Genomic DNA, 20,626 nt, shown 5'->3' on the forward strand with positions numbered 1-20,626 from the left:
TTATCACCTTGCTTTTGAAAGTTCGTAAAGTTTAATGTATTCGGAGGCAGACCTTTCCCATGAAAGATCCATGCTCATGGCGTTTTTTATAAGTGTTCCCATGTAATCATCGACTTGGTAATAATACAGGGCCCTTAAGATTGATCTCAAAAGATGAGCAGAGTCGTAATTTTTGAATCCAAATCCATTTCCAGATTTTCCATCAAACTCTTTTACCGTGTCTGCAAGGCCTCCAGTGTATCTTACTATCGGTATTGTGCCATATCTGAGACTGTACATCTGACCGAGGCCGCACGGCTCATATCTGGATGGCATAAGAAAAAAGTCAGATCCTGCGTATATTCTCTGAGCAAGATTTACGTCAAATCCGATCTTAACGGCCACCTTTTGGGGGAATTCTTTTGAAAGATCCAAGAAGGCCTTTTCGTATTTAGGCTCTCCCGTTCCAAGTAAAATGAAATTCACATCGCAAGAGGCGACAACGTATTTCATGATATCGTCAACCAAATCAAGGCCCTTTTGATCGAAAAGTCTGCTTACCAAACCTATTACTGGCGTTCTTTCACTTTCTTTCAACCCCATCTCTTTTTGCAAATATAACTTGTCCTTTTTCTTTCCATCTAAAGAGTTCAAGTCGTAATTGTAAGGTATACACTTGTCAGTTTTTGGATCATTCTCGGCATAATCTATGCCGTTAAGGACTCCGTAGAGTACATCCTTTCTAAGTTGCAAAACTCCTTCGAGTTTCTCACCATATTCCGGAGTCTTTATCTCTTCGGCGTAGGTAGGACTCACGGTGTTGACTATGTTTGAAAATAAAATCCCACCTTTCATGAAATTTATCTTCCCGTAAAACTCTATCCCGTCCATGTTGTAAAGGTAATCGGGCAACCCTGCAAAATCGATGTAGGATCTATCGAAGAGGCCCTGATATCCAAGATTGTGAATCGTGTAAATTGTAGAAGTGTTCGAGAAGACCGGATCGTTTCTGTACAGACTTTTCAGGTAAACGGGAAGCAGTCCTGTCTGCCAGTCATTGGAATGTATTACATCAAAATGTATATTCATCTTTTTTATCGATTCTATAACGGCCTTTGTGAAAAAGATGGCCTGCTGACCACCGTCTGGCGATCCATAAACATCTTCAGATGAAAAATAGTAATCGTTTGATATAAGGTAAACGGGTATATCTGTACCGGGAAGATTGGTTTTAAAAAGAGATGCTTTTTGATCCGTTTTAAGGCCTGTGTCGAATTGATCGAGAATCTTCTCGACCCGTAGATTGAATTTTTCGATATTCTTTTTAACAACTTTATGGTATGGCATGAAGATCTCGACATCCACACCCTTGGATATCAGGGCTTTCGGGAGGGAGCCGGCTACGTCCGCAAGACCTCCAACCTTGGCAAGCGGATAAACTTCAAAAGACACAAAAGCAACTTTCATGCTTTATCATTCCTTTCATATTTTTTCTTCTTTTATTATTGAATTGTAACTTATCTCGTTGACATCCAAAATCTTAGAAAGTTCCTTTGCATTTTTTCCTTCAACTCTTATTATTGCGACCCTTTCACCTATATTCTTTCCCGGATAAATGAGAACTGATAAAACATTCATTGAATGAAGATATAGAACATCTAATATATGCTTTAAAGATCCGGGCTTATCTTTAAGTTCTACCTCAAGCCTTATTCCACCTTCGCCGAATCCAGCCATCTGAGTAAAAGCGTCGAGAATGTCAAAGATAGATATAACCCCAACGATCTCCTCTTCTGAAATAACGGGGAGCAATTCAAAATCCGATTCAAGAAAAAAAACGGCCGCTTCGTCGAGAGTATCTTGCGGACTTAAAGTGTATGGAACTTTTCGAATGTAATTTGATACAGGCAACGAATCATCCATTCCAAGAATTTCTTCCGATCTTACAATGCCTTCAAACCTTTTTTGCGTCGAGACTATACAACAATTTGATCCGTACTCCCTTAAGATCCTTTTAACGTCACCAACAGTGGCACTTTTATCAACCGTGGCAAAATCTTTTTTCATCCACTCTTCTATTATCATTATCTTCTCTCCTTTCCCACAGATAAGATCATACAACAAAAAATGTTAAAAATAAAAATTCAAAGCAAATTTAAGATAATTTGCAAAAATTGGAGATAAAGACATTCAATTACGTGATAATTACATTAAAAACGTCAAAATTGCTATAAATCATGATTATTGTTCTTCTCTAAATAATGGTTTTTCGAGAATGTAAAACACGACAAAAGTTGCAATGGTAAGAATAGAACCAAGTGCCTGGGCTTCTGGCACATGCATCGATGAAAATAACCTGTAGGCGCTTATCGAAATAGTTGGAAATTGGGGATTGTAAAGTACCATAGTCGCGCTCATCTCGCCCATTGAGATTGCGAATGCGAAAAAGAAAGTAGAGATCACTTGAGGCTTTAATATTGGAATTCTTATCAACGTTAATCTCTGAAACCAGTTTGCACCGTCTACCGATGCCGCTTCATCTATCTCCTCTGGAAACCTCTGCCAGCCGGACAAAAAGGTTTGAAAACCTATTGGGAATGAAAGTATTGTGTATATCGGGATGATCTCAGATGGAAAATTAAGAGGTATCCAGTTTTGAAGTGCCAAATATCCAAATGCCAGTATCACGGGGGAAATTGCAAGAGAGGAGGTAAAAATGATATCAAAAATGGCACTCTTTATTTTGTTAACGGCGTAGGCTGAGGTTATAGATAAAATCACCGTTAGAATCGCCGACGATAACGAGAAAATACCAGTCCATAAAATCGCGGCGATAACGGAATTTCCTATGTAAGGATTCATCCTTCCAGAGAAGAGATGATCTATCCATTCGAGCGTGAATGTTGAATTTTGAAAGTTCCAAAATCCGGCAAATACCTGTGAGATTATTGGACCAAACACGAAGATGCTTATTCCTGCCAGATAAAGAATCCCCCACAGCGGGAATTTGAAATTTGAACGTGAAATTTCTTGCGAAAATATTCCCGCGATCTTTCTTAGAATACCAAAGATGAAGACTATCGATCCTATCAAAGCGATCTGTAAGATTGTGAGATCTATAGCCCCCTTGAAATCGATGATCGTTGTTAGATACATGTATATTTGAACTTCAATCGTTGAAAATTGGGCACCCCCTATGACGAGAACAACGGCAAAGGAGGTGAAACAATATATGAATGTCAAAATCAAAGCACTCAGTATCGATGGCAAAAGAATTGGCAATTCGATGAATAAAAAACTTTTGAATTTAGAAGCCCCGTCTATTCGAGCCGCTTCGGCATAAAGTGGATCGAGATTTGAAATAGCACTTCCAACTATCATCATTGTAAGGGGAAAGTTATAAAAAGCATTTCCCATTACAACCCCGAGAAGGGTAAAGAGTGGCTCGAATCTTACATGGAAGATTGGCCAGAGAAAATAAGAATTGAATATACCGTTATGACCGAAAAAGGAAATAAATCCGAGAGTCATAGAAATCGAAGGCATAACAAAAGGCACCGTTGACAGGGCTGCAAATATCCCTTTGAATCTAAAGCGGGTTCTTCCCAAAAGATAAGCGCCGGGAAGGCCCATCGCAAAAGACATTAAAGTCGAAAGGAAGGCCTGATAAGATGTGAACTTGAGTATTCGAAGGTTAAGAGAATTGAAAACAGAACTTCCTGTTTTGTAAGTATAGGCAAATAGAACTATAATGGGTAAAAGGTAAAAGACCGCCGTGAAGATCGCGGCGGGTAAAATTGAAAAAATATACCTGCTTTTCATTTAATAACTATTTGAGTCCATTCGTTTATCCATTTTGAAAGAGAAGTTTTTATCTCTTCCATAGGTATATTAACAGTCTTTGTTATAACTGGGGCATGATCTATGAATACCTGAGGAAGAGATACATCCGTTACAGGATACATCCATTGGTTAAGGGGAACTGCGCTTTGAAAATCTTTGGAGAGCACAAAATCAATGAATTTTTGTGCAAGAGAGAGGTGCTTTGTGCCTTTCACTATTCCGGCATATTCTACCATGACATATGCTTCATCATTTGGAATGATAACTCCTATATCAGATCCGTTGTAATAATAGTAATTGTAAGCCTCGTCAGTTGCAAAACTCACCATCATTTTGGCCTCTCCATTTTCGATCATCTGAAATGCCGTGTCCCATCCACTCGTTATAGTTTTTACAGTTGGCATAAGTTTTTGCCAGTAATCCTGCCATTTATCACCATATATCGCTATTGTCCATAGCAAAAAGTCAAGGCCCGTTGTAGAAGTTCTTGGATCCTCTATCACGAGCGTATGTGCGTATTGTGGATTCAAAAGGTCATCAAAGGTTTTTGGGGGATCCTTAAGACTTTTACTGTAATCTATCGCGAGAGCACCGTAATCGAAGGGAATTACCCTGTAGAGTGGATCTATCAAAAATGATTTGTTCACGACACTTGCGATATCAGTTGGCTTGTAAGAAATGAGGAGATTTTGATCGATCACTTGCGGAATCTGGCTTTGAGATAGACCAATGACAACGTCTGCTTGCGGATTCGACTTCTCAAGGATCAATCTGGCCACAAGGTTTCCACTGCTCATCGATACAAAGTTGATTTTGCAATCATACATCTTCTCGAAGATAGGCTTTATTTCATTTCCTATCCCCGATACGAAACTGCTGTAGGTGTAAACAGTCAGAGTTTCCGAAAATCCAGCAATTGCCATCAAAATTACTATGGCAAAGATCGCGACTTTCTTCATTCATTATCACCTCCAAAAAATTAAGACCGTCCCAAACGGAGACGGCCAGTTTATCCTTATTTCCCTTCGCCAGCATTACCTGGATCAGGTTCAAAGGGTCGAGACTTTAAGCCTCCTCTCAGCCAGTTCACTGGCTCCCCGTTACGTATCTATTATACCAGATTTCCCTCATTTATAACAAATTCGTGTGTATAATGAATCTATTCACCTCTCGTTCTTCACTTTTTTACTCGTCATTTGTGCCATCCTGCCGGGACAAATATTCGAAATTTGAAACTGACTTAGTATAATTGTTTGAGGTGAAAAAATGAAGGAGAATATTTTTTATGGAAATCTTGTCAGATTAAGGGAGTATCACAAGGATGATCTTCCGATTGTTTGGCAATACGTTAACGACTGGGAGGTAAAAAAATACCTTGCTCCCGATGTCCCCTTGCCATGGAAATTCGAAGAGGAAGAAAAATGGTACGAAGAATTATCCTCAAGGAATCCTTCACATTACAGTTTTGCAATAGAAAGGATATCAGACGGTCAGTACATCGGTGGGTGCGGTATAAACGAACTTGATTGGAAAAACAGTGTTGCCACTGTTGGAATTTTTTTGGGCAAACCTTTCCTTTCTCAAGGATATGGTACAGACGCAATGGAAATACTTGTGAACTTCATATTTTCGGAGATGAATATTCACAAGATAATACTTCACGTTTTTGCCTTTAACGATCGTGCGATAAAGTCCTACAAAAAGGTAGGATTCAAAATCGAAGGCACTCTTAGATCTCAAATCTTCAGGGATGGGAAATACCACGATGAAATAATAATGGGTATTTTAAAAGAAGAATGGAGGATGAATTCATGAGGTACATATCCACGGAACGTGCACCAAAGGCGATAGGACCTTACTCTCAAGCAGTTGTTGCTGACAATTTTATTTTTGTTTCTGGCCAACTTCCGATAGATCCGGAAAATGGAAAACTTGTGGAGGGCGAAATCGAGGAGAAAACAATTCGAATCTTTGAAAACATCAAAGCAATCCTTGAAACTGCCGGATCGAATTTGGAATCAGTTGTGAAGGTTACCGTTTTTGTAAAAGACATGGGGAATTTCAGCCGTGTAAATGCTGTATACGAGAAGTACTTCTCAAATTCAAAACCTGCGAGGTCATTTGTGGAAGTTTCAAATCTTCCAAGAAATGCAGATATAGAGATAGAACTCATAGGCGTATTGAAATGAAATTTTTCAAATGTAGCGTGTGGCGGGTGGTACGCTTCACCATGAATGACTATTCGGCTTTTAAAGTGAATTCAGTATATTTAAAGGATATTCGAGATATCAAAAGATAAAGTCAATAAATCGCATAAATCGCCCGTTTTTTTCTGAATTTCGCCCTTAAATTCCTGAAATCGTATTTTGAAATTTCAGAAATAAGTTGTATGATTTTGTGTGGAATCGGTTCCATAAAGAAGGTGAAGATAAATTGAAAACGACGATAGATGATATTGCAAAAATGGCTGGAGTATCTAAATCAACCGTATCACGTGCACTTAATGGTACCGGTTACATTTCAAAAGATAAAAAGAAAAAAATACTCGAACTCGTGAAACTCCACAACTATGTTCCGGATTCGAAAGCCGTAAATCTGAGCAAGAAAAAAACTATGACAATCGGACTTGTCTTGCCTTCGGTAACTGGCCCTTTTTATGGAGAGGTAATCCAGGGAGTCGAAGAGGTGCTAAGCGAGAACAAATATTTCACACTTTTTATGACTTTCGAATCGAATTCTCCAGAAAAAAACCGCGAAAGATATTTATCTCTCATGAGTTCTGGAAGGATCGATGGAATAATAATTTTTGATCCACAGGTAGACAGTCAGACCGTTGAAAAAGTTACAAAATTTGAAATTCCTGTGGTATATCTTGGAGAAGATGTCCATGGATCGGATGTAATTTTAGTTGATAATTTTAGCGGCGCATATTCGATGACAGAACATTTGATAAAGATCCACAAACACGAAAGAATCGCATTTATAACCGGGCCTGCGAAAAGTTTCGACAGCGTCGAAAGGCTTCGCGGATACAAATTTGCCCTTGAAAATAATGACATTGAATTCGATCCAAGTCTTGTGTGCCGTGGAGATTTTACAAAAGAAAGTGGTAAAAATGCAGTCGAGAATTGCCTCAAAAACGGTGCGACGGCCATTTTTGCCGCCAACGATGAAATGGCCCTCGGAGTCATAGAAGAATTAGAAAGAAAAAGAATAAAGGTTGGGAAAGAAATCGCCGTCGTTGGTTTTGACGATACATTCTGGTCAAGGTACATTCAACCACCTTTGACGACAGTACATCAACCCATGCACAGTATCGGAAAAATGGCGGCAAAGACGATTCTCGACAGGATAAATTCAAAAGATCTCGTTAAATCTCCCATGAGAATTGTTTTGAGCACAAGGCTGATCGTGAGAAATTCATGTGGTTGTGAAACCGATTCCACAAATTGAAAGGAGGAAGTTTTATGAAGAAGGGTTTGACACTTTTGATTTTTTCGATCATTTTGATCGGTGCCGTAAGTTTTGGATTGGCACAATCTACAACACAGGGCCCTGCGATCGTTAACTGGGGAAATGTCAAATACGGGGGTACCTTAAATGTGGTTATGCCATGGGGACAATTGACAAATAGCGTCAATCCATTTTTGCCTACTTCTCAGACTTTGCAGATGCAAAACATGATTTATGAAAGTCTTTTCTATGTCAACAGTTTGACTGGCCAACTTACACCCATGCTCGGAACATCTTACAAATGGTCAGACGATAACCTAACCCTTACAGTTACAGTTAGAAAGGGAGTCAAGTGGTCTGACGGTACGCCATTTACAGCCAATGATGTTGCTTTCACGTTTAACCTGATCAAAAAATATCCGGCACTCGATTTGGGATCATTGTGGGCCAAAGACAATTACCTTCAAAGCGTTGTTGCAAGCGGTGATAACGTGATCTTCACCTTCTCGAAGCCAAATACGCCTTTACTTTACGCATTGCTTGGACAACTCATAGTTCCAGAACATATATGGTCAAAGTTATCAGATCCTGCGACATATCCAAATCAGAATCCAGTTGGAACTGGTCCGTTCTTGCTTGATTCTTTCAATCCAACGACCAACACTATAACGCTTGTAAAAAATCCAAATTACTGGATGGTAGGAAGACCTTATATAGACAAAATAGTCGTGAGATCAGTTGAGTCCAATACTACGGTAATGCTTGAATTGCTAAAAGGCACGGCGGACTGGAGTTATGTCTATATTCCTGACGTTCAAAAGACATGGGTGGGCAAAAATCCGGCCGTTAACAAGATATGGTGGCCGATGAATAGCACGTTGATACTTTATCTGAACACGAGAAAGTATCCTTTCGATAATCCAGTCTTCAGACAGGCAATATCGATGGCAATAGACAGATCAGCGGCAGAAGAAAAGGCCTATTTCAACGCTGGAGGTCCTTCAAGCGCCATCGGAATACTTCCGGCCCAGCAGTCCGAATGGCTCGATCCGACTTTGACAGAATTGAATGTTTCTCTTGCGCAGTACAATCCAAAAGCGGCACAGGAATTACTCGCATCGATAGGATTTAAGAAAAACGCAGATGGTAATCTCGTTGGTCCTGATGGAAAAGTCCTTCCAACTTACAAATTACCTGTCGTTGCGGGATGGACTGATTATCTAACTATTTCTCAGATAATATCCCAAAACCTTAAAGAACTCGGCATAAACACGATAATAGATCAGGAATCATTCGGATCATGGTGGTCAACAATAACAAAGGGAATGTACGACATGGCCTTTGCGTGGGCAACGGGAAGCGGTCCGACTCCTTACTTCTATTTTAACCAGGAACTCAATCCATCATTTACAGCGCCAGTTGGACAAACATCATCTTCTAACTGGTCTGGATATACCAATCCTCTGATAACGGCCGCATTGAATACCTATTCGCAAACAAGCGATATGCGCCTTCAGAAGCAGGCCATGTACACCATAGAGAGGATCTTTGTACAGGATATGCCATTTGTTCCTGTCGTTTACGGAACAGAATTTGATGTCTTTAGCGAAAATAATTTCACCGGATGGCCTTCCGAGTCTCATCCTTACGCGACCGGTGCAGGTATAGGATCGGCTGAAGGCGAAATGATCGCTTTGAACGTGCATTTGAAATGAATTGGGGCAGGGTCTATCCTGCCTTTTCTCGATGGGAGGAATGATTTATGAAAAAGTATCTTTTCGTTTTTTCTATGATTTTGATCTTAATCGTTGGATCGGCGATGGCAGTCACCATAACTATTGCACCACCAGATGCGCAATCTTTTAACTACCTTCAAAGTGTGATCCCGATCTTCCAAAAACAAAATCCGGACATAACCGTTCAGGTAGTGGCCCAACCAAGTGGCGGTCAGATAGCGGCACTTGTCGCGGCAGGCAATGCTCCGAATATATTCATAGGGCCGGTTTCGATGAATTACGTTCAAAATGGCCTTCTGCTCGATTTTACCAAAATGCCGGGATACGATAAGATAGCTTCTGAACTCATAACCGGTATTTTCCCTTACAATGGTGGAGTTTACAACATACCTTGGATGGTAACGACACAGGTGATGTTTTACAACAAAACGATCTTTAAACTTGCAGGACTTAACCCGGATAATCCGCCAAAGACCTTTGCCGAATACCTTTACGATGCAAAGAAGATAAGTGAACTCCCGCCCGGTCCTTACGGAAAATACTACGGTCAATTTTTCTGGAATGAGATGCTTCAATATTCTTGGTATTGGGGTATGTTAGAACAGATATACTACAACTTCAACGATGCAAAATATCCTCATTTGATAGGTGAATATGGTCTTTCACTTGAATTTACAAATCCCGATGCACATTTCGTAGATTTCTTGAAATTCTGCAAGGAGGCCCAACAATACAGTCCATCAGGCATGCAGCAGGCTTCTATTTTTGGAAGAAACGTTGGAATGTGGCTTCAATTCGCCTATGGGTGGACCTTTAACCTTCAAAATTCAACGGGAGGTCCTATGGTTTACGGTAAAGATTATGGCCTTGCTCCGATACCCACAAATTCGGATTCTGCAACGGCCATTCACTGGTCTACCCTTGCTCAAAGACCTTTGATAGTTTTCAAATCAACGCCACAAAAGGATTTAGGGGCATGGAAGTTCATCCAATTCTTAATGGAACCACAAAATGAACTTCAAGCGTGCGAAGAGATAGGATGGCTGCCGTCCGTCAAAGAGAACGCAAATAATCCATTCTTCATGAAACCGGATGTGAAACCTTACGTTGATCAACTTGCTCATGTTATCGTTACGAACCCATTTGAGCAAAACTCCGGAGTTACCCAAGCCGTTTTAAACGCATGGGGTCAATACGTTGTCAACAATTCAATTCCAACGGCCGAGCAGGCTCTCCAGATAGCAGCAAAAAATGCCCAGGCCGCTTTGAGTTCGGGATTATGAGGTCATGAAGGATTTTCTAAGAACACTTAAAAGATCCAAATGGGGCTACATCTTTGTAGCCCCTTGGATCGTTGGTTTTTTGGTTTTTAGCGTCTATCCTTTATGGCTTGGAATAAAGATGACCTTTTTGAATTACAACCTTGTGGCGCCGCAGTCGATAAAGTTTGTTGGATTCCAAAACTGGATAAATGGATTTATAGATCCGCTTTTTTGGAAAAGCATTGTCAATATCCTTTACAATCAGGCGATATTCATAATTTTAACCTTCTTTGTCGCTTTACTTGTAGCCTATTTGCTCTTCAAAATTTCTAATGGGAATAAATTCTGGAATGCGTTTTTCAGAAGTGCTTATTTTGTACCGACTATAACCTCAGTTGTTGTTGTGATGCTTGTGCTCGGAAATATAACCGCTCCCTATGGCCCCATTCAATCTTTGCTTGTTAAATGGCATATTTTAAGTCAGCCAATAGTGTGGAATTTAACGCCGATACTCATAATGCCCGTTATAGCGGTCATAACCTCATGGATGTCCTTCGGAGTTCAGGCGATAATCTTGCTTGGCGGAATGGGTACAATACCGACCGAATTCATAGAAGCGGCAAGAATAGACGGGGCAAGAGAAGGTACTATTTTCTGGAGAATAATCTTTCCGCTTTTAAGGCCACAGATAGTATTCATAATGGTCATGAACGCGATAGGAGGGCTTCAGATGTTCACCCAAGTTTACGTGAATTTTGGTGTCACGGGAGGGCCGGATCAGGCCGGAATGACTCCTGTGCTTTACATATATGACGAAGGGTTGAGTAAATTTCAGATGGGATATTCGTCAACACTCGGTTTTATTCTCAGCATTTTGATAATCATAGCAACGGTCATAACGCTTAAAGTTCTTCAGGAAAGAAATTAGGTGATCAAATGCTAAAGCAAGAAAGAAGAGAAAGAACAAGGGCATACATTCTCTTAAGTATAGGACTCATAATAACTCTTTATCCATTCGTTCTGATGGTTATGAGTTCATTCATGACTCCATCACAACTTTTGAACAATCCGTCGATGATAATTCCTATGCCATGGACGTGGTCTGGATACACCGGGCTTTTCAAAGATCTTGACGTTTTATTGCTTTTCAAAAATACCTTAATAATAGCCGGATCTGTAACTTTGCTTAACCTTTTCTTTGATTCTTTGGCCGCCTTTGCGCTTGCAAAGTTGAAGTTTCCTGGGAAAAATGCCCTTTTCGGTTTCATGCTCTTTACCTTGATGATTCCAGGTGTTCTCTTTTTCATACCAACTTACACAATGCTCTACAACTGGGGATGGGTTAACCATTACAGGGCCCTTATAATTCCAAGTTTTGTTCAATTCTATAGCATATTCCTTATGAAACAATTCATGGAACAAATTCCGGATGAGGTCATAGAGGCAGCCCGGATAGACGGTGCGAGTGATCCGGTTATATACGCAAGAATAATAATTCCCATGAGTGTGCCAGTTTTAGCGACGATCGCGATACTGACATTTATGGGCGCGTGGAATGACTTTTTCGGTCCTTTACTTTATTTAAGAAGTCCGAGCATGTGGACGGTTCAACTTGGTCTTCAGATGTTTTCAAGTTCGATCCCCGGCCAAAATATACAGGTGCTGTGGGCGGGTGAAGTTGTGATAACTTTGCCTATATTAATTGTCTTTTTGTTCCTTCAAAAATATTTCATCAGAGCCTTTACGAATGTCTCTTTCAAGTAGGCGATCGATTTGAAGAAAAAGATCATCCTTTACTCTGTCATTGCATTGGTAGTTTTTGCGATCTTCTTTGCCGGATACGTTGCAGCGTGGATTCAAACGAAAGACTTTGCAGTTGAAAATTACAACAAGGCCGAAGAGGCTCTAAAGGCCGGAAAATATCTCGATGCTCTTAACGGTTACCAGATATTCGATGCCAAACTTCAAAAGTACGTAACTTATGTGGGTTTTACTCAGATTTCAACGATGTTTGAAGACAACTCGATCTTTGGAATTCCGCCGGTTGTTGAAAAGGCCAGAAAAGAAGTTATGAAATTGATTGCCACCATGCCAACGAGCGATCTTGAGACTTACTTTCAAAACACCGTAAGAAATAGAAATCCGTACATACTTTACGTTCTGGCCGAATTAATACACAGAACATCGGATCAATCGAAGATAAGCATGTACGAGAATATCTTCTCTTTGGTTGGTGGAAAGACAAATGAAATAACGAAATATTACGATACATTACACAGGGAGGCAGGTCAATGAAGTATTTCAAAACAAAATATGGATATTTTGATGAAAATGGAGATTACGTCATAACTGATCCAAAAACTCCGATGCCTTGGATAAACATCTTAACGAATGGAAGGTATGGCTCTATCTATTCACAAAGCGGAAGCGGATATTCCTTTTACATTGATGCATCTCAGAGTTTGCTGACAAGATGGGTTCAAGATCTCGTAAAGGATGATTACGGAAGGTACATATACATCCGTGACGATGAGACCGGCGAGATTTATTCTCCGACATTTCAGCCAGTCCAGCATAAGGGGAAGTATACCATTACCTTCTCTCCGGGAATTGTAAAATTCAACGCGAAATTCTCCAAATTCGATGTTGAGATGAATGTCACCATACCTATGGACGATGATGGAGAGGTTATAAATTTGAGTTTCAAAAACAAGGGCAAAGATAAACTTCACCTTTCTATCTTTTCATATTTTGAACTCAACATGAGCACAAATGCCGATTTCCATCGCGAATTTCACAAACTCTTCTTTGAAACCAGATTCATAAAAGATCATTCGGCCATATTAAGCAAAAAATATCTATGGCTTAACTGGAATGATTCTTATCCTTACGTTCTTGTCCATTCGACATCCGGAAAGGTCATTTCATTTGACACGGACAAAAGATCATTTATCGGGATGTATGGAGATATTCGAAGACCTCAGGCCGTTAAAAATGGAATTTGCGATATGAATCAGGACAGGCACGTGGACGGCATAAATGCCCTTCACGTCAAGATCGATGTAGATTCTCAAGATACGAGGACACTTAACTTCTTTATAGGCGTAGGCAAGAGTGAAGAAGAGGCGCTTTTGATCGCGAAAAAATACAATAAGGTCAATTTCGATGATTTAAAAGATAAAGTCGAGTCGCACTGGAAAGACTTCCTTGGTAAATTCAAAATAAGTGTTCCGGACAAAGACGTAGAATTTTTGATAAACAAATGGCTTCCATATCAGGCGATCGGTGGAAGACTTATGGCAAGAACTGCGTATTACCAGATGGGAGGTGCATATGGATTTCGCGATCAACTTCAAGACAGTCTTGCGGCTCTATGGCTTGATCCCGAGATCACAAAAAATCAAATAAAACTCCATGCTGCCCACCAAAGAAATGATGGAACGGTCCAGCACTGGTGGCTTCCTCTTACAAACTGGCACCCTTCGGAAAGGTGGTCAGACGACCTTTTATGGCTTCCATTTGCACTTACCGAATACATATCTCATACTTCAGATACCAAAATACTCGAAGAAGAAGTTCCCTTTTTAGACGGTGGTAGCGGTACTCTCAAAGATCATGCCATAAGGAGTATAAAGAGCGTGATGTCTGCTAGATCGGAGAGAGGAATACCTTTTATATTTAACGGGGATTGGAACGATGGTCTTAACGGTCTTGGTAAAAATGGAAAAGGAGAAAGTTTCTGGGTAAGCGAATTCCTTTATTACATCCTTTCCAAAGTTCAGGAAACCTTTTCACTCAGTAAAGATGAAAAAGCATTCATTGAAAAGTCGGCAAAAGAGATCAAAGATTCATTCAACTCCTGCGCATGGAATGGAGATTGGTTTGACAGGGCTACCTCAGACGATGGAATAGTGCTTGGCGGCAAAAATGATGACAGGATCTTTTTAAATGCCCAAAACTGGGCCGTGATATCTGAAATAAGCGACAATGAAAAATTAGAAAAGGCTATGGAAAATGTGAAAAAAAGACTCATAACCGATTATGGTCCATTGCTTTTTACGCCACCGCTTACAAGGCCTGATCCAAAAATTGGGTACCTCAGCAGATATTCTCCTGGATCCAGAGAAAATGGAGGAGTTTACACTCATGCGGCCGTTTGGACTTTGTGGTCTGCCTGGAAGAGAAGGGATACAAACCTTTCAGACAAAGTTTACGAATCTATTTCTCCTATAAAACGATTCGTAAAAGCGCCCGAGATATACATGGCCGAACCTTACGTAACTCCAGGTAACAGCGATGGACCGCTTTCTCCAAAGAGCGGAAGGGCTGGCTGGACATGGTATTCGGGATCGGGCGGATGGTTTTACAGATCGATAATAGAGTATTACATAGGGATAAAGCCCGTCAAAGATGGAATTCTTTTCAGACCATCGACAAGAAAGACATGGAAGAGTGCGAAATTCTCATTCACCGTAAGAGGCGGAGAATACACAGTCGAGATCGAAAATCCAAAGATGAAAGGCCTCGACTCAAAAAGCACTATCTTTGTCGATGGAAAGAAAATAGATGGGGATCTCATACCTTATTTGAAGGGAATCCATAAAGTAAAGGTAAAATATTGATCCAAAATTCAAAATAAGGAGGGAAAGAAATGAAAAAAGTAGCACTGGTTTTTTCGGCAATTTTGGTTTTAGCGATCGGAATGGCCCTTGCTCAGGTAACTTTTAATTACTACATCATAGAGCCATTCTCAAGCCCATTTGGTCACTTTGGACTTGGTCCGTGGACGGGAGGTACATCATCGGCAACTGATGCAAGTGCACAGATAGTCTCGAGCACACTTTTTGGAAACAAATGGGACATATACTACAACGTTGAAAAAGACGGGTCTTACAACGGGACATACGTGCTTTTTGCAAATCAAAATCTGAATCAATCATTTGATGCATCTGCTTATTCTTCTTACGTCTTCTTCGCAAAGTCTGATTCATCGACACCTATAACTTTCAAGGTAGAACTGAAAAGTCCAAATAACGGCGTGGAATATTATTATGTTCGCGGCATAGGCAAGTACTGGACCTTTGTCCAGATTCCATTCAAAGATTTTACGAAGTATTCATGGTCAAATGAAACCAATTTCTCTCAGTTAACACAGGGTACCTTTGTTTTCGAACATAATTTGGACGTCTTAAACACGGCCCATCTTTACATTGCGGACATAGGTTTCATGAAATAAAGAAGGCACCGTCAAGGTGCCTTCTTTTGAGGTGATGAAATGAAAAAATTCTTTGTGTTATTTCTTGCCCTTTTGATAGTAGGAGGCATCGCAATGGCTCAAGACAATCCCGATGAGATTCTTGCAAAAAATGAAAGAGATGCCGTATTTTATTTTTGGAATGAGGTAAATCCATCTAATGGACTTGTAAGAGACAGAACCACATGGGATTCTCCTTCATCGATAGCGGCCGTTGGATTTGGACTTACCTCGTTATGTATAGGTGCAGATCACGGCTGGATTCCAAAGCAGGACGTTTACAATAGAATTCTAACAACACTTGAATACTTCAAAGATTTACCAAACGAGCATGGTTTTTACTACCACTTTTTGAATCTTTGGACTGGCCAGAGGGCAAGCGGATCAGAGGTTTCTCCTATAGACACAACACTTTTCATAGCGGGAGCACTCTTTGCAGGCCAGTATTTTCCCGGAACAGAGGTTCAAAAATTGGCAGATGAACTTTACGAGCGTATAGACTGGCAATGGATGACGAATAACACAGCCTATTTGGACATGGCGTGGTATCCCGAAAGCGGATTTTCCAAATCTTACTGGACCGGATACAGCGAGGCTGCGTTGATGTACATCCTTGCCATAGGATCTCCTACTTATCCGATATCGCCTCAAGATTGGGGGTACTGGATAGTTACATGGTCTCAAAACGGATCTGGCAATTTGAAACACTGGGCAAGTTCAGATGAAAGCATGTTCACCTATCTTTACTCTCAGGCTTACATAGATTTCAAAGATTTGAATTTCAAATACGTTGGAAATCTATGGGACAATTCGAAGAGGGCCATAGAGTACGACATGCAATTTGCGAATGATAATTCCCAGTACAAGACATTCAAAGAAGGCTTTTGGGGATTGTCCGCATGCGATGGACCGAATGGTTATCAGGCATATGGATCGATAACTGGAGGAATAGATGGGACCGTTGCACCTTACGCGATGATAGGTGCGCTTCCATTCACTCCAAACAGATCGAAAGCGGCGGTTTTAAAGATGTGGGAACTTAAAAATGAACTCTATGGCCGGTATGGATTCGTTGATGCCTTCAATCTCGATCAGAATTGGAGAGATTTCGATTACATAGGCATAGATGTCGGAATAGAGGTATTGATGACAGAGAATTATTACACTGGCATGGTTTGGAAATATTTCATGCAGATACCCTACGTTCAAAAGGCAATCGATTTGATAGGGCCAGAAGTTATAAAATCCTCCGAAGAACAGTCACAGATTGAACGATCCCAAAGTTTACAAAGCACATCGTACACGGTAGTTGAAAATTTCTCAAGTCCTTACGGAAATTACGGTCTTGGCGTATGGACTGGTGGAACCTCTTCTCCCTCTGATGTGAATGCAAATATAGTTTCTGATGAAAAATTTGGACATGCATGGAAGATAAATTTCAACGTCCAAAAGAGCGGCGCTTACAACGGTACATGGATGGATCTTGCAAATACAAATCTTAATCAGACCTTCGATGCTTCTGGCTATTCATCTCTTGTCTTTTACGCCAAAGGAAGTTCTCAGGATATGAATTTCAAAATAGAGTTAAAAAGTCCGAACAACGGCGTTGAATATTATTACGTAAACCTCGGTAATGAGTGGACAAAGGTTGTCATTCCTTTTGACAAAATGTCTGTTTACTCGTGGACGAAACCTGTGGACTTTTCGAAACTGATTCAGATGACCTTTGTCTTTGAAAATAACGTCGACAACGTCAAAGAAGGCACAATATACATCGCGAACATAGGTTTTTCGAAGTAATTTGGCAATTTTCAATTTAGACCTACTCACTCTTTACTTGTCATTGTTTACCCGAGGCATCCTGCACTCAACTTACAGGTAAATGAATATTCAACTTTAGAGTGATATTTTAATGCGAAGGGATTCTCCCTTCGCTTTTTTGTTTCGATATGTGCTTTAAATTAAGATTTAACCCACTTTCCGCAGATAAAAAACAGTTTTTTGGATTTATTTGAAACTCATGTTTTAAAATTGAAAGTGGGAAATGATTAGAGTCAGTAATAGCCAAAGAAGCATTTGCTGTAACCTTGACGCACATCACAAAGATTATACCACTATTTACCGTTTCGGATAGAGTCCATTGATTTATGCCTTTCTGCTGCTATGATCTATTTGAAAAAGACAGCGGAGGTAGAAAAATGGAAATCACTACAAAGCAACTTGATCACCATGGACTTGTGGCTGGGACATTTGATAAATTTGAAATGGGAGAGGTCATTGAAAAGAGAATACCGAAAGTCCGGAACTTCAATCTTTCAACGTCTGCGATAATAAAAGCGATGATCATACTCGGGCTTGGTTTTGTTGACAGGAGATTGTACTTTGCAGGGAGTTATTTTGAGAACTGGGATGTTGAGAAACTTTTAGGCGAAGGAACTAAACCGGAAGATCTTAACGATGACGCTCTCGGCAGAGTGCTTGACAAGATTTATGATTACGGTCCAACGGAATTATTTCAAGAGATAGCGGCGCACGCTTTGAACAAACTTGAAATGGATGTTCACCTCGTTCACACCGATACCACAAGCGTGAGTGTAAGCGGCAATTACGAGATGGAAGACGGGACGAATGGTTTTAAGATCACCTTCGGTCATTCGAAAGATCACAGACAGGATTTGAAACAATTCGTGATAGGGATGGTTGTAAATCAGCATGGAATGCCGATGTTTGCCAAAACATACAACGGGAACGAATCGGATAAAGAGTCGATCAAAGAAATGGTCAAAGCAATCAGGAAGAACATTGACAAAGACAAGAAAGTCTATCATGTGGCAGACAGTGCTTTCTACACTGCGGAAAACATTAGCGAACTCAGAACAACATACTGGATAAGCCATGTGCCGTCTACGATAAAAGAGGCTGAAGAAATGCTAAATAAAGAAGTTGAATTTCGTCCGACCAAAATTGAAGGATATGAAGTGTATTCCGAAATAAGCAATTACGGCGGGATAAAACAAAAATGGATAATGGTGAATTCGAAATATCTTAAAGAACAGGAACTGAAAACATTTGACAGGCATTTGAAAAAAAGCAAGACAGAAGCGGAAAAGTCATTGAAAAAGACTGTGACGAAAGAACGGTATTTTTGTTCTGAAGACGGAATAAACAAGTCCAGACAATGGATGGAAGCTCATCCTCTTTTCAAATACGACAAGTTTGAGATAAAGAGCGTAAGAGTCAGAACTGACGGGAAAAGAGGAAGGCCTAAAGATGGGGATCCGACGATAGAAATGTATGAAATAGATGCTGAGATAGGTCTGAATGAAGAAGCGGTTGAAAAGGCCAAAGCAAAACTCGGAAGATTCATACTTTCAACGAACGACATTGAACTTGAAGATGAAAAAGTGCTCGAATATTACAAAAACCAGACAACGGTCGAAAGAGGATTCAGGTTTTTGAAAGACAAAAGTTTCGGAGTAAGCGATGTGTATCTGAAAAAGCCCGGACGGATTCAGGCACTTGTGATGATAATGGTATTGACGTTATTGGTGTACTCGCTTTCGGAATGGGAAATAAGGCGCACATTGAAAGAGACAGGGCAAACATTTCCGAATCAGTTGAAAAAGCCGACAAACAGGCCGACATTCAGGTGGATATGTCAGAACTTCATGAACATAACCGTTGTAAATGTGGTTACAGATGGGCAAACAACCACACAGATAGCGAATTTAAAAGATTTGCAGATCAAAGTGATAAGACTTTTGGGAGTTGAATATGAAAAATATTATTTCTGATCAAAGATGTGCGAAATGTGGGATTTAATAAATTTGAAAATATTAAATAAAGATATAGTGCTAATATTAGACCAAAGACTTTGCCGGAGGAAGAGATGATCGTAGTTCAAAAGTACGGCGGTACTTCGGTCGAGAGTACTGAAAAGATATTGAAGATAGCACAAAAGATTTCTGAAGATTACGATCGTGGAAATAAGATCGTCGTCGTTGTATCCGCAATGGGGAAGACGACGAATTATTTGATAGATCTCCTAAATCAGGTAAATCCCAATGCAAGTCCGAGAGAGTACGACATGATAGCATCCACCGGTGAACAGGTATCGATAGCGCTTATGGCTTCGGCACTCTCAAAATTTGGGAAAAAATCAATCTCTTTGACTGGCTTTCAGGCCGGTATCGATACTGATTCAACGCACTCGAGGGCAACTTTGAAAAGGGTTTACAGAGGAAGGTTACTCTCACTTTTGGACGATGGATTTATACCTGTAGTCGCGGGCTTTCAGGGGATAAGCCCAGATGGAGAGATAACAACTCTCGGACGCGGCGGATCCGATACCACGGCTGTGGCCGTTGCTTATGGAATAGGTGCAGATCTTTGCGAAATATACACAGATGTAGACGGAGTCTACACGGCAGATCCAAGGTACATAGAGAGGCCGAAAAAACTCGATAAAGTGTCTTACGATGAGATGATCGAAATGGCGGTAAATGGGGCAAAGGTGCTCCATCCAAGATCCGTCGAACTTGCCAGAAGGTATCATGTTAAAGTCGTTGTAAAACATGCACACAAAGAATCAGATGGAACAATTGTTGAGGAGGCTGGTAAATTGGAAGAACCTCTTGTCAGATCTCTAAGCGTTGACGAAGGCATTGTCAAGATAGTCATTTCAAATGTGCCAGATATTCCCGGTATTGCCGCGGCAACCTTCAAGAAACTCGCACAGTACCATGTCTCATTAGACATGATAGTTCAGAGCATGCACAAAGATGGAAAAAATGATATAGCCTTCACAGTCTCAAAAGAGGAATCTAAAGATGCTCTAAAGGCCATGGAAATGTTAAAGAATGAAATTGAACTTGGCGGGATTCATTTTGACGACACTATGGCAAAGATTTCGATAATAGGGGTCAACATTGTTGGGTCTTCAGAGATAGTCTACAACATGTTTGATGCAATAGCATCTGTAGGTGCGAATATAGATATGATAAGCACATCCAACAGTAGAATTTCATGCATCGTAAAAAGGGAAAAGATAAAAGAGGCTGCTAAAGCCGTTGCGAAAAGGTTTGGACTGGAGGAATAAG

The 20,626-nt window shown here is 40.4% G+C and carries 17 protein-coding genes and 1 riboswitch; of the genes, 13 read left to right on the top strand and 4 right to left on the bottom strand.

Going from position 1 to position 20,626, the window contains the following annotated elements; translation table 11 throughout:
• Positions 1-3: 3 nt before the first annotated feature.
• From ATHSA_RS05130 to ATHSA_RS05145, 4 genes are all read right to left on the bottom strand, one after another.
• Positions 4-1,446: a glycogen synthase gene (locus ATHSA_RS05130; RefSeq protein ID WP_161848066.1), complete on the bottom strand. Its 1,443-nt coding sequence runs from the start codon at positions 1,444-1,446 to the stop codon at positions 4-6.
• A gap of 15 nt (positions 1,447-1,461) precedes the next feature.
• On the bottom strand, positions 1,462-2,064 hold the full coding sequence (locus ATHSA_RS05135) for a CBS domain-containing protein (protein WP_161848067.1): 603 nt from the start codon (positions 2,062-2,064) through the stop codon (positions 1,462-1,464).
• Positions 2,065-2,220: 156 nt separating this feature from the next.
• A complete protein-coding gene (locus ATHSA_RS05140; protein WP_161848068.1) occupies positions 2,221-3,801 on the bottom strand; it encodes an ABC transporter permease in 1,581 nt (526 codons plus the stop codon).
• Complete coding sequence (locus ATHSA_RS05145; protein WP_161848069.1) at positions 3,798-4,781, bottom strand: thiamine ABC transporter substrate-binding protein; 984 nt, start codon at positions 4,779-4,781, stop codon at positions 3,798-3,800. The genes ATHSA_RS05140 and ATHSA_RS05145 overlap by 4 nt, the downstream gene beginning before the upstream one ends.
• Positions 4,782-4,824: 43 nt before the next feature.
• A riboswitch (TPP riboswitch) is annotated at positions 4,825-4,932 on the bottom strand.
• 168 nt (positions 4,933-5,100) lie between these two features.
• Here ATHSA_RS05145 and ATHSA_RS05150 point away from each other — a divergent pair.
• From ATHSA_RS05150 to ATHSA_RS05210, 13 genes are all read left to right on the top strand, one after another.
• Complete coding sequence (locus tag ATHSA_RS05150; protein WP_161848949.1) at positions 5,101-5,637, top strand: GNAT family N-acetyltransferase; 537 nt, start codon at positions 5,101-5,103, stop codon at positions 5,635-5,637.
• Entirely contained in the window at positions 5,634-6,011 is a 378-nt protein-coding gene (locus tag ATHSA_RS05155) for a RidA family protein (RefSeq protein ID WP_161848070.1), read from the top strand. The genes ATHSA_RS05150 and ATHSA_RS05155 overlap by 4 nt, the downstream gene beginning before the upstream one ends.
• 244 nt (positions 6,012-6,255) lie before the next feature.
• Positions 6,256-7,275 carry a LacI family DNA-binding transcriptional regulator gene (locus ATHSA_RS05160; protein WP_161848071.1) on the top strand — a complete coding sequence of 340 codons (1,020 nt, stop codon included), beginning with the start codon at positions 6,256-6,258 and terminating at the stop codon, positions 7,273-7,275.
• A gap of 14 nt (positions 7,276-7,289) precedes the next feature.
• A complete protein-coding gene (locus ATHSA_RS05165) occupies positions 7,290-8,990 on the top strand; it encodes an ABC transporter substrate-binding protein (RefSeq protein WP_161848072.1) in 1,701 nt (566 codons plus the stop codon).
• A 47-nt stretch (positions 8,991-9,037) separates the two neighbouring features.
• Complete coding sequence (locus ATHSA_RS05170) at positions 9,038-10,294, top strand: extracellular solute-binding protein (RefSeq protein ID WP_161848073.1); 1,257 nt, start codon at positions 9,038-9,040, stop codon at positions 10,292-10,294.
• 4 nt (positions 10,295-10,298) lie between these two features.
• Positions 10,299-11,201: a carbohydrate ABC transporter permease gene (locus ATHSA_RS05175; protein ID WP_161848074.1), complete on the top strand. Its 903-nt coding sequence runs from the start codon at positions 10,299-10,301 to the stop codon at positions 11,199-11,201.
• A gap of 8 nt (positions 11,202-11,209) precedes the next feature.
• Positions 11,210-12,037, top strand: coding sequence for a carbohydrate ABC transporter permease (locus tag ATHSA_RS05180; RefSeq protein ID WP_161848075.1), 828 nt, complete (start codon positions 11,210-11,212; stop codon positions 12,035-12,037).
• A 9-nt stretch (positions 12,038-12,046) separates the two neighbouring features.
• Positions 12,047-12,568, top strand: a complete 522-nt coding sequence (locus ATHSA_RS05185) for a DUF1467 family protein (RefSeq protein ID WP_161848076.1) — start codon at positions 12,047-12,049, stop codon at positions 12,566-12,568.
• Entirely contained in the window at positions 12,565-14,895 is a 2,331-nt protein-coding gene (locus ATHSA_RS05190; RefSeq protein WP_161848077.1) for a GH36-type glycosyl hydrolase domain-containing protein, read from the top strand. Before ATHSA_RS05185 ends, ATHSA_RS05190 begins: the two co-directional genes overlap by 4 nt.
• Positions 14,896-14,924: 29 nt before the next feature.
• A complete protein-coding gene (locus tag ATHSA_RS05195; RefSeq protein ID WP_161848078.1) occupies positions 14,925-15,509 on the top strand; it encodes a carbohydrate binding domain-containing protein in 585 nt (194 codons plus the stop codon).
• Between the two features lie 39 nt (positions 15,510-15,548).
• On the top strand, positions 15,549-17,327 hold the full coding sequence (locus ATHSA_RS05200; RefSeq protein ID WP_161848079.1) for a glucoamylase family protein: 1,779 nt from the start codon (positions 15,549-15,551) through the stop codon (positions 17,325-17,327).
• Positions 17,328-17,674: 347 nt separating this feature from the next.
• A complete protein-coding gene (locus ATHSA_RS05205) occupies positions 17,675-19,321 on the top strand; it encodes an IS1634 family transposase (RefSeq protein ID WP_232060051.1) in 1,647 nt (548 codons plus the stop codon).
• Positions 19,322-19,416: 95 nt separating this feature from the next.
• Entirely contained in the window at positions 19,417-20,625 is a 1,209-nt protein-coding gene (locus ATHSA_RS05210) for an aspartate kinase (RefSeq protein ID WP_161848080.1), read from the top strand.
• Position 20,626: the final 1 nt, after the last annotated feature.

Source organism: Athalassotoga saccharophila (assembly GCF_009936215.1).
In the GTDB taxonomy this organism is placed as follows: domain Bacteria; phylum Thermotogota; class Thermotogae; order Mesoaciditogales; family Mesoaciditogaceae; genus Athalassotoga; species Athalassotoga saccharophila.